This window comes from Methylobacterium sp. Leaf123 (genome assembly GCF_001423405.1).
Classification (GTDB): domain Bacteria; phylum Pseudomonadota; class Alphaproteobacteria; order Rhizobiales; family Beijerinckiaceae; genus Methylobacterium.
Map to the genome: position 1 here is coordinate 313,854 of NZ_LMNS01000036.1, position 14,795 is coordinate 328,648.

Genomic DNA, 14,795 nt, shown 5'->3' on the forward strand with positions numbered 1-14,795 from the left:
GATCTGGAGGATCCTTCGAGGCTGCTGCGCAGCACCTCAGGATGAGGATGGGGGTGGGACGAGCGTGAGGGTCAGGCCGCCTCGGCGCGGCGCTCGCGGGCGGCTTCCAGCGCGCGGACCCGCGGGATCACCTGCTCGCCGAAATACTGCACCTCCTCCTGGAAATGCAGGAAGGCGAGCAAGGCGAGATCGGCGCCGGCATCCTTGAGCGCGAGGATGCGCTCGGCGATCTGGTCGGGCGTGCCGATCAGGTTGGTCTTGAAGCCGTCATTGTACTGGACGAGATCCTCGAAGCTCGATTTCGCCCAGTTGCCCTCGCCCTCGGGGGAGGCCTTGCCGGCGTTCTTCACCTCGTGGCCGAAGGCCTTCACCGCCTCCGGATCGGCGTTCTCGATGATCTCCTGAAGGACGGCGCGGGCCTCCTCCTCCGTCTCGCGGGCGATGACGAAGGCGTTGACGCCGACCTTCACGGAATGGCCGTTCGCCTGCGCCTTGGCGCGCAGATCCGCGACCTGGGCCCGCACGCCTTCCGGGGTGTTGCCGTTGGTGAAGTACCAATCGGAGACGCGGGCGGCCATGTCGCGGGCGGCGCGCGAGGAGCCGCCCTGGAAGATCTCCGGCAGGTTCGGCCCCGGCTTCGGCTTCAGGGTGTAGTTCGTGTAGCGGTAGAAATCGCCACGGAAGTTGAAGGCGTCCTGCGTCCAGATCCCGCGCAGGCTCCGGATGAACTCCTCCGAACGGCGGTAGCGCTCGTCATGGTCGAGCCAGGGCTCGCCGATCGCCCGGAACTCGCCGGAGAACCAGCCCGAGACGACGTTGACCGCGATCCGCCCCTCCGTGAGCTGGGAGATCGTGGCGATCTGCTTGGCCGCCAGGGTCGGGTTCCAGGGGCCGGGGAGGATCGCGGCGATCACCGTCAGCCGGGTCGTGGCGGCAGCCAGCGCGTGGCTGAAGGCGACCGATTCGTGCTGGTACTCGGCGCCGTAGCCGGCCGTGAAGCGGATCTGGGTCAGCGCGTAGTCGAAGCCCGCCGCCTCCGCGATCTGCGCGAGCTTGCGATTATACTCCGCGTCCCAACTCGTGCGCTGCTCGATCTTGCTGATGACGAGGCCGCCCGAGACGTTGGGCACCCAATAGGCGAAGCGGATCGGCTCGGGCGAAGAGGATGCGTTCCGGACGGACATGGTGGCGCGGCGCTCGCTCTGAGAAGCGTTGATCTGACGTGGTTTGAGATGATGTTTGGTTTTATTGATTCATCATCTCGTTGTGTCAGATGATCGCCGCAGAATAGCCTGCCGTCAAAGGAATGATCGGGCGTTTTTTCAGCTCATCGTGAAAGCTTGTTCTTCGCTCTGCGCCATCCGAGCGAAGAACGTTTTCGTTGAATACGATCCGCCCGCGCGGCCCGCGAAAACGCCGCGCGGGCCTGCCGAAACGAAAAGAGCCGCCCCGGTGGGGGGCGGCTCTCGGTCGATCGCGGATCGGGGTGGCGGGTCTTCAGTAGACCCCGCCGGCCTGGGCGGCGGCGCCCGCATCGGGCGGCACCGCGGCGGGGGCGGACGGGGCGACGTAGGAATCCGGCGGGGCGGTGCCGGGCTTGAACGCCTCCAGGATGGTGCCGCCGCCCTCGCCCGAGCCGGCGCGGGTGCCCGACGACGCGTTGACGCGGATCAGCTTGATCCCCGCCGGCACGCGGAACGGGGTCGGCGGCTTGTCCTTGAGCGCGACCTTCAGGAAGTCGAGGACGATCGGGGCGGCGAGCCCGCCGCCGGTCGCCCGGTCGCCGAGCGAGCGCGGCTTGTCGAAGCCGAGATAGACGCCGACCGCGAGATCGGGCGAGAAGCCCACGAACCACGCATCCTTGGCGTCGTTCGTCGTGCCGGTCTTGCCCGCGAGCGGCTTGCCGATCTGCTTGAGCAGGGTCGCGGTGCCGCGCTGGACCACGCCCTCCATGATCGAGACCATCTGGTAGGCGGTGAGCGGGTCGAGCACCTGCTCGGACTCGTCCACGAGCTTGGGCTCGTCCTGGCCCGACCACTTCTCCGCGTCGCAGCCGACGCATTTGCGGTTGTCGTGGCGGTAGATCGTCTCGCCGGTGCGGTCCTGAATGCGGTCGATCAGCGTCGGGCGGATGCGGCGCCCGCCATTGGCGAGCATCGAATAGGCGGTGACCATGCGCATCACCGTGGTCTCGCCGGCCCCGAGCGACATCGGCAGCACGGGCAGCAGGTCGTCATAGACGCCGAAGCGGCGGGAATACTCGGCGATCAGCGGCATGCCGATATCCTTGGCCAGCCGCACCGTCATCAGGTTCTTCGAGTGCTCGATGCCGTAGCGCAGGGTGTGCGGACCACCGGACTTGCCGTCGTAGTTCGAGGGCGACCACGCCTCCTGGCCGGGGCCGGCCTCGATGGTGATCGGCGCATCCTGCACCACCGAGGACGGGGTGTAGCCGTTGTCGAGCGCCGCCGAGTAGACGATCGGCTTGAACGAGGAGCCGGGCTGGCGCATCGCCTGGGTCGCGCGGTTGAACTCGGATTCCTCATACGAGAACCCGCCGACCATGGCGTGAACGCGGCCGGTATAGGGGTCCATCGCGACGATGGCGCCGGACACCTCGGGCTTCTGGCGCAGGCGGTAGGTGCCCTTGGCCGGATCGATCGCCTCGACATAGACCACGTCGCCGGGCTTGACCGCGGCGGCGACGGCGCGGCCGGTCCACTTCACGCCCTCGGCGGTGATCGCGCCGGTCTCGCGCTCCTTCGAGAGGGCGCCGCCGGCCTCGCGCTTGGGCTGGAGCCCGATCTGCGCCACGCCGCCATTGGTGTTGAGCACCACGGCGAGCCGCCAGGGCGCGATGTCGCCGAGCGCGGGCATCTCGGCCACCGCCAAGCCCCAGTCGCGGCCGGTGAGATCGACCTTGTGTTCGGCGCCGCGCCAGCCGCGGCCCTGATCGTAGCGCACGAGGCCGTCGATGAACGCCTTGCGCGCCCAGGCCTGCATCTTCGGGTCGAGGGTGGCGCGCACCGAGAGGCCGCCCTCGTAGAGCTTGCTCTGGCCGTAGCGCTCGGAAATCTCGCGGCGGACTTCTTCGGTGAAGTAGTTGGCGTTGGCCGCGTTCGGGAAGGCGACGCGCGGGTTGACGCCGAGGGGCTGCTTCTTGGCCTCGGTGCCCTCCTCGGCGGTGATGTAGCCGTTCTGGGCCATCAGGCCGATGATCTCGTTGCGCCGCGCCAGCGCCTGCTGCGTGCGCCGATAGGGGTGGTAGTTGTTCGGCCCCTTGGGCAGGGCGGCGAGATAGGCCGCCTCGTTGATCGTCAGCTCGTGGACGGATTTTCCGAAGTAATCCAAGGCCGCGGCCGCAACGCCATGCAGGTTGCGGCCCGGGACGATCGTCCCCAAAAAGATCTCGTTGAGGTAGAGTTCGAGGATCTTGTCCTTGGAGTAGGCCGACTCGATCCGCAGCGCGATCAGCGCTTCCTTGATCTTGCGGTCATAGGTCTGCTCGGCCGAGAGCAGGAAGTTCTTGGCCACCTGCTGGGTGATGGTCGAGGCGCCCTGCTTCTTGCCGGACTGGGCGTTGGTGAGCACCGCACGCACGATGCCCTCGGGGTCGATGCCGCCGTGCTTGTAGAAGTTCTTGTCCTCGGCCGAGAGGAAGGCCGCCACGACGATCTTCGGCATCGCCTGGATCGGCAGGTAGAGGCGCCGCTCATGGGCGTATTCGGCCAGAAGCGAGCCGTCCGCCGCGTGGACACGGGTCATCACCGGCGGCTCGTAATTGGCGAGCGCGGCGTGGTCGGGCAGGTCCTGGCTGTACTTCCAGTAGAAGAACGCGCCGACCGCGGCGGCGAGGCAGAACACCACCGCACCGGCCGAGAACAGGAAGGCGAAGAATCGCAGGATGAAACGCATCCGGGGTCCGTTCCGTCGCTCGTCCGCTGCGCGCCGATGAAGGCCGGGCGCGAGGGCCTGCCGCGGGCTCTGGTGAGGCCCCGCGCGGCCGCGCCTCTTGTCAGGCGGACGGGGGGCTCGTCGAGCCCCGTATCGACACCGGCTCTATGGTGAAACTGGGGCGATGGCCGCCGAGCGCTTCGGCGCGAACGGGCCGGGGCGCGAAAGCGTCGCCCGGCCGGAGAAGAACAGGTCCACGGCCTTGGCCATCGAACCCGTCACCCGCATGCGCCATTCCTCCGATTGCAGCTTCTCCAGGTCGCTCTTGCTCGACAGGTAGCCGAGTTCGATCAGCACGGAGGGCACGTCGGGTGAGCGCAACACCTTGAAGCCGGCCTCGCGGTGGGGCTTCGTGCTCATCTCCATCACCGGGGAGAGCTGGCCCATCAGCCGGCCGGCAAAGCCCGAGGAGAAGCCGCGGGTCTCGCGCAGGGTCAGTTCCTGGAGGATGTCCGCGACCTCCGCCGGGGCCTCGCCGGATTCAGTGCCGGCGGCGGCGTCGGCCCGGTTCTCGCGCTCGGCGAGCCGGGCGGATTCGCCGTCGGTCGCCCGCTCCGAGCCGGTATAGATCGTGGCGCCCTTCACCTGGGGCGCGGCCGAGATCGAATCGGCATGGATCGAGACGAACAGGTCGGCCTTGGCGTCGCGGGCGATGCGCACCCGCTCGGCCAGCGGCACGAACACGTCGCGGTCGCGGGTCATCAGCAGGCGGTAGCGGCCGGAGGCTTCCAGGCGCTCGGCAAAGGATTGGGCGAAGCCGAACACGATGTCCTTCTCGAACACCCCCGTGGCGGCGATCGCCCCCGGATCGGTGCCGCCATGGCCGGCATCGATGACGATGAGCGGGCGCGTGTCGGCGATCTCGCGCACGGGCGCGGCCTTGCCCGCGGCGGCCGGGCTCGGATCGCCCGCCACCGCCGCCTTGCGGAAGGTGTCGCGATCGACCTTGCGGAAGGGAATCGAGACCAGCACCGCGCCCTCGCGGGTCTTCGTGGTCTCGATCGCCTCGACCACGGCGGGCCCGGCGAGATCGACCACGATGCGCGAGCGGCCCGGGGCGAACAGGCCGTAGCGGAACGAGGCGATGGCGCCGTCCCGCTTGCGGCTGCTCATCTTGCCCGGCTCCTGATCGAGCTGGAAGTTGACCTCGGGCAGGTCGATCACCGCCCGGTCCGGCCGCTCCATGACGAAGGCGCGGGCCTCGATCGCCTTCGACAGGGTGAGGGTGAGCCGGGTCGTTCCGTCCCGCGTCGCGGTCTCGGCGGCGATCGCCACCGCCGCGCCGCCGGGCTGCGCGCTGCCGGGGCCGTCCTGAGCCGGCGCAGGGCCGGCGGCCAGGACGCTGGCAGCCAGGACCAGGCCGCCCGCCAGCCCGAGGGCGGCGATGGGGCGGACGAGTCCGGTGCGGGGCAGGCGGGTGCTGTGCGGCATCGGGCGGCCAAGGGTCCGGGGAAGCCTCCGATACGAGATACGGCCGAGATGGTTAACCGTTCCTCACTTCGCCCCCGCCGATCCCGGTGACGCTGTTGTGCGAGGGCGACACCGCCGCCGGAGTGCCCTTGGCCGACGCGTCAGGCGCGGCTGTCGGGGGCTTCCCGTTCCGCCCTCTCGCCGTCGGGCATTTCCCAGGCCCGCTGCCAGACGGCATGGGCGTCCGAGCCCTCCGGATGCGGGTTGGCCGTGGCCGGGTCGCCCCGGTAGCGGGCTTGGCGCCCCTCCGCCGCGACCGCGGCGAGCGATTGATCCGGAAGCGACACCGCCAAGTCCTCCCTGCCATCCGACGGGTTTCGCCGGGTTCAAGCCTGCAGGGCGGCCTCCGGTTCACGGGAACGTGCGCGCGAGGGCGCGCTGGCCTGACGAAGTGCCGAAGGCCGTCATACGGAACCCTTGCAATTCTCCCGCGACACTCTGTAATGATATCGACCCCATTCCCGGGTTGGCGCTTCGGCGGCCCCCGGGCGCGCCCGGGGCATGTCGGCGCCCACCTCGCTCGAATCAGCAGCGTCAGTCGGCGCCTCCCGGCATCCGGGCGGGTGTCACGGCATTCGCGGCCTCCCGATCATTCCGGGGCGGTCGTGCCCATGAAATCTGTACGGGCCGCTTGCCGGCCCACCATCTTCGCGAGGCCGGATCAGGATGGGAGGACGCACAGCATCGGTTGCCGCTGCTCGTGCCGAAGGCGCGCGGTTTTCGCGTCGCCTCGCCCCTTCCGTCGCCCCGGCCCTGTTCAACCCCCACCGCGCCGATGCCCGGCGCGTCAAGGCGGTTGACGGCAATCCCCTCCCCGCATCCACCGCGACCTCGGCGACGAGGCCGGCACGCGCCCATCTCCTTCCGGCCCGCAGGCCGGGGGCGGCGCCGCCGGGACCAAGCGGCGCGAGCGTGAGGAGAACGACGTCTGCCGCCATGTCGAAAGCACGTCATGGCCAACAACAAGATGCTCATCGATGCGATGCATCCGGAGGAGACCCGGGTCGTCACAGTCCAAGGCTCGCGGGTCGAGGAATTTGATTTCGAGGCGGCCAACCGCCGGCCTCTGAGGGGCAACATCTATCTCGCCAAGGTCACCCGCGTGGAGCCGTCGCTCCAGGCGGCCTTCGTCGAGTACGGCGGCAACCGCCACGGCTTCCTCGCCTTCAACGAAATCCACCCCGACTACTACCAGATCCCGATGGCCGACCGCCTCGCGCTGATCGAGGCCGAGGCGCGCGAGGAAGAGGAGCACCGCGAGCGCGAGGAGCGCCGTCCGCCGCGGGGCCGCCGCTCGCGTGGGCGCCGGGCCGAGGCCCGCGGTTCGCGCCCCGACGACACGGTGAAGTCACAAGAGGCCGCGTCCGACGCCGTCTCCGAGAACGACGCGATCCCCGGTGAGGGCCAAGCCGCCGACGCGCCGGCACCGGAGGCGATCGAGGCGGTGCGGTCCGCTCTCGTCGAAGAGCGGAACGAGGAGCACAGCGAGGCGGCATCCGCACCGGTCGAGGCCGGCGGCGATGCCTCCGCGAGCCTGCCCGAGGCGGCGCCGGAGCCCGGCATCGCCGCCGGTGAGTCTTCGGCTGACGAAGCCGCCGCGGTCGAGCCCTCCGACATCGCCGCGATCTCCGAGGCGCTGAACCCGCCCGTCGAGGCCGCGGAATCGTCCGAGTCCGCGCCCGTCGAGGCTGCTCCCGCCGAGGCCAATTCCGCTGAGGCGGAGACGGTCGAGCCGCAGCCTGTCGCCGCCAGCGCGCCGGTCTCCCAGGCCGAGGTCGAGGAATCCGAGACGGATTCCGACGAGGACGCCGAGACCGACGACGAGGACTCGGACGAAGACGAGTCCGACGACGAGGATGAGGACGACGAGTCCGAGGACGAAGATTCCGACGAGGATTCGGACGACGAGGACGACGACGAGGAATCCGAGGACGGCGAGCCGCGCGTCGCGCAGGTCGGCGGTTCGGGCGATGCGCTCGCCGAGATCCCCGAGCGTCCGCGCGCCTATCGCCGCCACTACAAGATCCAGGAGGTGATCAAGCGCCGCCAGATCATCCTCGTCCAGGTCGTCAAGGAAGAGCGCGGCACCAAGGGCGCGGCGCTGACCACCTACCTGTCGCTCGCCGGCCGCTACTCGGTGCTGATGCCCAACACCGGACGGGGCGGCGGCATCTCGCGCAAGATCACCTCGGCGGCCGACCGCAAGCGCCTCAAGGACGTGGTCGCCGATCTCGACGTGCCGGATGGGATGGGGATCATCCTGCGCACGGCCGGCGCCTCGCGCACCAAGCCCGAGATCAAGCGCGACTTCGAGTACCTGATGCGCCTGTGGGAGAGCGTGCGCGAGCTGACGCTGACCTCGACGGCTCCGGCCCTGGTCTACGAGGAGGGCTCGCTGATCAAGCGGGCGATCCGCGACCTCTACAACAAGGATCTCGACGAGGTTCTGGTCTCGGGCGAGGACGCCTACCGCGAGGCCAAGGACTTCATGCGGATGCTGATGCCCGACCAGTCCAAGGTCGTGAAGCCCTACCGCGACACGACGCCGATCTTCGCCCGCTACGGCGTCGAGCAGCAGCTCGACGCGATGTTCTCGACCCACGTGGCCCTGCGCTCGGGCGGCTACCTCGTCATCAACCCGACCGAGGCGCTGGTCTCGGTCGACGTGAACTCCGGCCGCGCCACCCGCGAGCACGACATCGAGGACACCGCGCTCAAGACGAACCTCGAGGCGGCCGAAGAGGTCGCCCGCCAGGTGCGTCTGCGCGATCTGGCCGGCCTCGTCGTGATCGACTTCATCGACATGGAGGAGAAGCGCAACAACCGGGCAGTGGAGAAGCGCCTGAACGAGGCGCTCAAGAACGACCGGGCGCGCATCCAGGTCGGGCGGATCTCGCCCTTCGGCCTGCTCGAGATGAGCCGCCAGCGCATCCGCACCGGCGTGCTCGAATCCTCCTCGATCCCCTGCGCCCATTGCGGCGGCTCGGGCTTCGTGCGGGCGACCTCCTCGGTGGCGCTGCACATCCTGCGCTCGATCGAGGAAGTGCTGCTCAAGTCGGCGAGCCACAACGTCGTGCTGCGCACCCGCACCGAGACGGCGCTCTACATCCTCAACCAGAAGCGGGCCCATCTCTTCGATCTCGAGCAGCGCTTCTCGGTCACGATCACCATCTCCGCCGACGACCGGCTCGTGGCGACCTCCGCCTTCCAGCTCGAACGCGGTGAGCCGGCGGTGAAGCACGAGGGCCCGGTGACGGGCGTGCGCGCCGTGGCGATCTCGCCGGTCTACGAGGCCGAGGAGTTCGAGGACGAGGCGGTCGAGAGCCAGGAGACCGAAGAGGTCGAGACCGAAATCGAAGCGGAGGCCGAGGGCGGCTCCGAGGAACGCCCCGCCGCCGACGCGTCCGAGGAGGGCGGTGGCCGCCGCCGTCGCCGCCGCCGCCGCCGCGGGGGTCGCACCTCCGGTGAGGGCGAGGCCCGCGCGCGGGACGAGGACGGGACCGACGGCGAGGACGGGTCCGAGGACGGTGCGGAGGATGGCGACGAGTCGTCCGATTCCGAGCCGGAGACCGCCGAGGCGGCGCTCGGCGCCGCGTCCGAGCCGGACGAGACCGCTTCGGACGCGACCGACGCCAATGGCGAGGACGCCAACGGACGCCGCCGTCGCCGCGGGCGCCGGGGCGGTCGCGGCCGTGGCCGGACCGAGCGCAATGGCCGTTCGGATTCCGATCAGGATTCCGACGCGGACGAGGCCGGCGAGGTGCGGGCCACGGAGGAGTCCGAGGCGTATTCTGAAGCGCATCCCGAGGAGACGGCCACCGATACCCTGCCGGTCGGCCCCGAGGAGCCGTTCAGCGAGGCCGATGTGAGCACCGTTTCGCTCGCCGCCGAGAACGGCGCCGCGGCCGAGCCGCCGCCGGTCGTTCCCGCCCCGGAAGTCGAGCCGATCCAGGTCGCGGCCTTCGCCGAGGCCGCGACCGAGGCGGCAGCACCCAGTCCGGCCAATGCCGAGCCCGCGCCGGAGCCCGTCGCGGTGGTGCTGACGCCGCCGGACCCGAACCGTCCCAAGCGGGCCGGTTGGTGGTCGCGCACCAAGGCCGCCTTGTCGGGCGAGTGAGACGCGGCGCGGGGTTCGTGATCCCGCGCACGGCTCCGGACGCGTCTTGACGCTTGCAAAACGGGGTCCGGCTCAGCCGGGCCCCGTTGTGCGCATCAGGGGGGCGTTGGAACGCGAAAGACGAGCCCGTGCCCACCGTCGGGAAGGGCCGGATGCGGCAGTGACAGATGCGCGGGGCCTGACAGGCCGCGCGGCTGCGATCCAACATGTGTTGGTTTACTGGTCCGCCGAACGACGGAGGGCCACATGGCGAATATGACGCGCAGGCGGGTGCTGCGGAGTGCGGCGGCCGGGACGGCAGCGGTGATGACCGCAGGGCGACAGGCGCGGGCGGCAACGCGGCCGAACATCGTCTTCATCATGGCGGACGACCTCGGCTACGCCGATGTCGGGTGCTACGGCCGGCCGGATCTCGTGACCCCGCATGTCGATCGGATCGCGGCACGGGGCATTCGCTTCACCCAAGGCTACGCCAATTCGTCGGTCTGCTCGGCCACGCGCACGGCGCTGATCACCGGGCGCTACCAGTACCGCCTGCCGGTCGGTCTCCAAGAGCCGGTGACGACCCGCTTCACCGGCGGCATCCCGGCGGATCACCCGACCCTGCCCGGCCTTCTGCGCCGGGCCGGCTACCGCACGGCCCTGGTGGGCAAGTGGCATCTCGGCAGCGTGCAGGAATTCGGCCCGCTCCAGCGGGGCTACGACAGCTTCTGGGGCTTCCGCGGCGGCACCATCGACTATTTCAGCCACCGCGGCACCGACGACAAGCCGGACCTGTGGGACGGCGACGTGCCGGTCGAGCAATCCGGCTACGTCACCCACCTCCTCGGCCAGCGCGCCGTCGAGACCGTCACGGCGCTCGCCCGCGGCGGGCAACCGTTCTTCCTCAGCCTGCACTTCAACGCGCCGCACTGGCCCTGGGAGACGCCGGACGACGAGGCGGAATCGCGCCGCATCGCCGGGAGCAACCTGCGCCATTTCGACGGCGGCACCCAGGAGACCTACCGGCGCATCGTCACCGAGATGGATCGCGAAATCGGCTGCGTGCTCGACGCGCTCGAGGCCGCGGGCGTGGCGCAGGACACGATCGTGGTGTTCACGAGCGACAATGGCGGCGAGCGCTTCTCCGACACGTGGCCGTTCAGCGGGCGCAAGACCGAGCTGCTGGAGGGCGGCCTACGCGTCCCGGCCGTGCTCTCCTGGCCGCGCCGCCTGCCCCAGGGCGCGGTCTCGGCGCAGACGATGATCACCATGGACTGGCTGCCGACGCTCCTCGCCGCGGCTGGCGCCGCGCCCGATCCGGCCTACCCCTCCGATGGGATCGACCTCCTGCCGATCCTGACCGGACAGGCGCCGGAGACCCCGCGCCGCTTCCACTGGCGCTACCGCGCCAACGCGCAGGCCGTCCTGCGCGATGGCGACCTCAAGTACCTCAAGATCCGCGACAACACCTTCCTGTTCGACGTCGCCGCCGACCCCCTGGAGCGCGCGAACCTGAAGAACCGCCGGCCGGAGGATTTCGCCCGTCTCCAGGCCGCATGGCAGGCCTGGAACGAGACCATGCTGCCGGAAAAGCCGGACATCTTCTCCGAGACCTACAACGGGGCCCAACTCGCAGACCATTTCGGCGTGCAGCCCCCGACGCGCACACCTGCCCCGCCGGCCGTCGGCGGAGAGGCGGCGCGCTGAGGCGGCGGTTCGAGGGGCAGCACCTTGCCGGAGGGCTCGCTCCGTCGCGCGTCGATCGGGTTCGCAACCTATCCGCTGTGACTCCCGGCACTTCTTCCGATCGGAGCGGGCAATGCGTCGCGCAGGCCTCTGGCTGGTATTTTCGGTTCTCCTGCTGACGGTGCTTTACCAGGGCGGGCGGACCACGCCGTTCGCGCAGGGCGTCGCCTTCGTTTCCATCGTCGTGCTGACCGTGCATGCGGTGCTGACCCTCGGCGCCCGCAAAGCGTCGGCGTTCCTCGCAATCTGCCTGACGGTGACGTTCACGGTCGAGAATGTCGGCGTCGCCACCGGATTTCCCTTCGGGGCGTACAAATTCCTCGTCGCGCCCGATCTCCCGCATGTCGGCGCGATCCCGGTCATCGTCGGGCCGCTCTATTTCGGGATCGGCTATCCCGCCTGGATCATCGCCTGCCTGCTCCTGGGCACCGATGTCGGCGGTCCGGCGAACCGGCGGGAACTCGCATTCACGCCCGTCGTCGCGGCCTTCACCCTGACGCAGTGAGACGTGGTCATGGACCCGGCCAACGCCACGATCGGACGGGCCTGGGCCTGGTTCGAGAGCGGCGGCTATTTCGGCGTCCCGCTCTCGAACTTTTTCGGCTGGTTCCTGACGACGTGGCTATTCTTCCAGGGCTTCGCCCTGTTCGCCTACCGAGAGCGAGGCCGGCGCCGGAGCATCCGGCGGAGCCCGGCCTTCCTGGCGGTGCCGGTGCTGCTCTACGCCGCCTCCGCGCTCTGCCACCTGCCGCCGCTCCTCGACCCTGACACGGCCGTCGTGGATGCCGGTGGACGCTTGTGGTCGTCTGCCGATATTCGCGAGACGGCGGCGATCATGGCCCTGTTCACCATGCTCCCGGTCGCCCTTGTCGCCCTGATGAGGCTGGCAGCGATGCCGGCCCCGCCGGGCGCCGAGCCGGTTCGTGCGGACCGGCCCACGCACCGTTCGACCTCCTGAAGGGCGATCCGCGAACCGCTCCGTCGGCGGGTCAGCCCAGCCACCGCTTCAGCCGCGTCACCGCCTCGGCGCAATCCGCCTGCGAGCCGGCGAAGGAGAAGCGGATGTGGTGGCCGCCCTCCTCCGGGTCGAAATCGAGGCCCGGCGTCGCGGCGACGCCGGTCTCGTCCAGCATCCGCCGGCAGAAGGCACGCGCGTCGTCGGTGTGCCGGGCGATGTCGGCGTAGAGATAGAAGGCCCCGTCCACCGGGTGGATGTCGGTGAAGCCGAGCGACGGCAGCGCGTCGAGGAGCACGGCGCGGTTGCCCGCGTAGCCCTCGCGGATCGCGACGATCTCGTCGAGCGTGTCGAAGGCCGCCAGCGCCGCGATCTGCGAGAGATAGGGCGCCGAGATGTAGAGGTTCTGCGCCAGCCGCTCGATGCCGCGGACGAGCGTCTCGGGCACCACCATCCAGCCGACCCGCCAACCGGTCATGCAGTAGAATTTCGAGAAGGAGTTGATGACCAGCGCGTTCGCATCGAATTGCAGCGCGGTCGCCGTCGGCACGCCGTAGCTGAGGCCGTGATAGATTTCGTCGGAGATGAAGGGCAGCGAGAGCGCCCGCGCCGTGGCGCAGAGTTCGGCGAGGCGGGCGGGCTCGATCACCGTGCCGGAAGGGTTGGCCGGGCTCATCACCAGCAGGCCGGAGAGGGTGTGCGCCGCATGGACCGCGCGCACCAGCGCGGGGGTCGGGGCGTAGCGGTCTTCCGCGCGCAGGGTCAGCGGCTGCGGGATCAGGTCGAGGGCGCGCAGGATGCCGTCATAGGCGGGGTAGCCGGGGCGCGGCACGCCGATCCGGGCGCCCGCATCGAACAGGGCGAGGAAGGCCAGCACGAAGCCCGCCGAGGAGCCCGTCGTCACCACCACCCGCTCCGGTGAGAGGCGGACGCCGTAGGTCTCGGCGTAGTGCCGGGCAATGCGCTCGCGCAAGGCGGGCAGCCCGAGCGCTTCCGTGTAGGGGATGCGCCCGTCGGCGAGCGCGGCCTGCGCCGCCGCGATCACCGCGCGGGGCGCCGGGGCCGAGGGCTGGCCGACCTCCATGTGGATGACGCCCTCCCCGCGCCGCTCGCGGGCGCCGGCGGCGGCCATCACGTCCATCGCCAGGAAGGGCGCGACGGCCTGTGCGCGGCGCGAGAGGGCGGGATCGGGGCTCAAGGCGGGGCTCCTCACAGGAGAGGCGGGGTCCCGGTCAGGTAGACCCTGCCGGCGCCCCGCTCAACCGCGGGGTCCGCCTACCAGTAGAGCTGCGCCCGGCCGATGAAGAGGTCGGCATCGACGGTGCGGCGGCGGAAATTCAGCGATTCCGCCGAGGGCGAGGCGTGCGAGCGGACATAGTCGAAGACGAAGCGCAGGTTGGGTTCGGGATAGTAGTTCACGCCCGCGGTGAAATCGTGCTCGACGCCGCCGCGCACCTCCTTCGATTCGAGGTCGATGGCGCTGTAGCGCAGGCCGAGTTCGAACACGCCGGTGCCGCCGCGGCTCACCCGCTGGCGCTCCTCCAACGCGACGCCCTTGAACACGCCGTACTCGCTGCCGTGGCCCGGCACGACCTGGTAGGGCCGGCCCTTCTCGTCGAGCACCACCGAGGCCTGGATGTAGCCGCCCTGGAACAGCAAAGGCGAGCGCCCGTCGCGGCGCTCGATATCCGTGAGGATGTACTCGCCCAGGAGCCGGAACGGCCCCTGCTGCCACGCCGCCTCGACCCCGACCCGGCCGATCGCCGTGGCGTCGCGGATCGTCCGGGTGTTGACGAGCGGCCGGGCGAACAGGAACGCCTCCGAGCGGCTCGATAGGCTGAGGCTGCTGGCGTCGTCGCCGAGCGTCCGGTAGCTGCCGGCCAGCCCGAAATGCAGCACGTCGTTCTTGTTCTCCGCGAGCCACGGCGTGTAGGTCACGCGGGTGGTCGAGGCGATGCCGTTATTCGCGATCCCGGTGCTGATGTTGCCGCCGAACACGCCTGTCACCGCGGTCCAGTTCGTGCCGTGGGTGCCGATGGCGGTGCCGAAGTTGCGCGCCGGGGCGAAGGCGTCGGCCTGCGAGCGCTCGGTGAACTGGGTGACGTTGTCGCTGATGAGCTGGTCGAGACTGAACGGCTCCTTGAAGTTGCCGTGGGTGATGATGACGTCCTGGAAGCCCTTGTAGGCGATGATCGCGTCGCTGATCGGCACGCGCCGCTCGTTGAAGTCGTACTGGAACGCGAACGCGAAATCCTTGAGGCTGTAGGAGGTCTCGATCCAGGCCCGGCGGATCGCCGCCGGCTCCTCGAACACCGTGCCGAAGCCGCGCTGCTGCACTCGCCCGGTGCCGAAATCCCCCTGAAGCCGCCCGCCGATGCGGAAGGTGCTGCCGTCATCGAAGCGGAGCGTGATGCCCTTTTCATCAAGGGTGGCCGGCGGCTTGGCGCCGGCGGGCTCCTTGGCGGCCGCCGGCGGGCCAAACAGGCAGGCCAGGGCCAGCGTCACCGCCGGGATCAGGGCCGGCATCGCGGCACCCGGCTGTCGTCGACGCGCAAGCATGAACAGATCTCT

General features: G+C 70.0%; 8 protein-coding genes and 1 pseudogene. 3 read left to right on the forward strand and 6 right to left on the reverse strand.

Annotation, left to right across the window (positions count from 1 at the left end; all coding sequences use genetic code 11):
* Window positions 1-71 precede the first annotated feature (71 nt).
* From sfnG to ASF53_RS18565, 4 genes are all read right to left on the reverse strand, one after another.
* Window positions 72-1,184, reverse strand: a complete 1,113-nt coding sequence (gene sfnG, locus ASF53_RS18550; protein ID WP_056201816.1) for a dimethylsulfone monooxygenase SfnG — start codon at window positions 1,182-1,184, stop codon at window positions 72-74.
* 313 nt (window positions 1,185-1,497) lie between these two features.
* Window positions 1,498-3,915: a penicillin-binding protein 1A gene (locus tag ASF53_RS18555; RefSeq protein ID WP_056201819.1), complete on the reverse strand. Its 2,418-nt coding sequence runs from the start codon at window positions 3,913-3,915 to the stop codon at window positions 1,498-1,500.
* Window positions 3,916-4,059: 144 nt separating this feature from the next.
* A complete protein-coding gene (locus tag ASF53_RS18560; RefSeq protein ID WP_056201822.1) occupies window positions 4,060-5,385 on the reverse strand; it encodes an N-acetylmuramoyl-L-alanine amidase in 1,326 nt (441 codons plus the stop codon).
* A gap of 140 nt (window positions 5,386-5,525) precedes the next feature.
* Complete coding sequence (locus ASF53_RS18565) at window positions 5,526-5,711, reverse strand: hypothetical protein (RefSeq protein ID WP_056202067.1); 186 nt, start codon at window positions 5,709-5,711, stop codon at window positions 5,526-5,528.
* 665 nt (window positions 5,712-6,376) lie between these two features.
* On the opposite strand from ASF53_RS18565, the gene ASF53_RS18570 reads away from it, so the two are divergent.
* The 3 genes and pseudogenes from ASF53_RS18570 (at window position 6,377) to ASF53_RS18580 (ending at window position 12,227) form a co-directional block, all read left to right on the forward strand.
* On the forward strand, window positions 6,377-9,541 hold the full coding sequence (locus tag ASF53_RS18570; RefSeq protein WP_056201825.1) for an Rne/Rng family ribonuclease: 3,165 nt from the start codon (window positions 6,377-6,379) through the stop codon (window positions 9,539-9,541).
* A 246-nt stretch (window positions 9,542-9,787) separates the two neighbouring features.
* Complete coding sequence (locus ASF53_RS18575) at window positions 9,788-11,230, forward strand: sulfatase family protein (protein WP_056201829.1); 1,443 nt, start codon at window positions 9,788-9,790, stop codon at window positions 11,228-11,230.
* Between the two features lie 112 nt (window positions 11,231-11,342).
* A pseudogene (locus ASF53_RS18580) lies at window positions 11,343-12,227 on the forward strand (carotenoid biosynthesis protein).
* 31 nt (window positions 12,228-12,258) lie between these two features.
* Here ASF53_RS18580 and ASF53_RS18585 read toward each other — a convergent pair.
* Entirely contained in the window at window positions 12,259-13,422 is a 1,164-nt protein-coding gene (locus tag ASF53_RS18585) for a pyridoxal phosphate-dependent aminotransferase (RefSeq protein WP_056201833.1), read from the reverse strand.
* Window positions 13,423-13,499: 77 nt separating this feature from the next.
* Window positions 13,500-14,750, reverse strand: coding sequence for an OprO/OprP family phosphate-selective porin (locus tag ASF53_RS18590; protein WP_286134526.1), 1,251 nt, complete (start codon window positions 14,748-14,750; stop codon window positions 13,500-13,502).
* Window positions 14,751-14,795 lie beyond the last annotated feature (45 nt).

Bases quoted from the DNA above. Each gene is read 5' to 3' on its own strand.
- sfnG (WP_056201816.1), bottom strand. From the start codon at position 1,184: ATGTCCGTCCGGAACGCATCCTCTTCGCCCGAGCCGATCCGCTTCGCC.
- ASF53_RS18555 (WP_056201819.1), bottom strand. From the start codon at position 3,915: ATGCGTTTCATCCTGCGATTCTTCGCCTTCCTGTTCTCGGCCGGTGCG.
- ASF53_RS18560 (WP_056201822.1), bottom strand. From the start codon at position 5,385: ATGCCGCACAGCACCCGCCTGCCCCGCACCGGACTCGTCCGCCCCATC.
- ASF53_RS18570 (WP_056201825.1), top strand. From the start codon at position 6,377: ATGGCCAACAACAAGATGCTCATCGATGCGATGCATCCGGAGGAGACC.
- ASF53_RS18575 (WP_056201829.1), top strand. From the start codon at position 9,788: ATGGCGAATATGACGCGCAGGCGGGTGCTGCGGAGTGCGGCGGCCGGG.
- ASF53_RS18590 (WP_286134526.1), bottom strand. From the start codon at position 14,750: ATGCCGGCCCTGATCCCGGCGGTGACGCTGGCCCTGGCCTGCCTGTTT.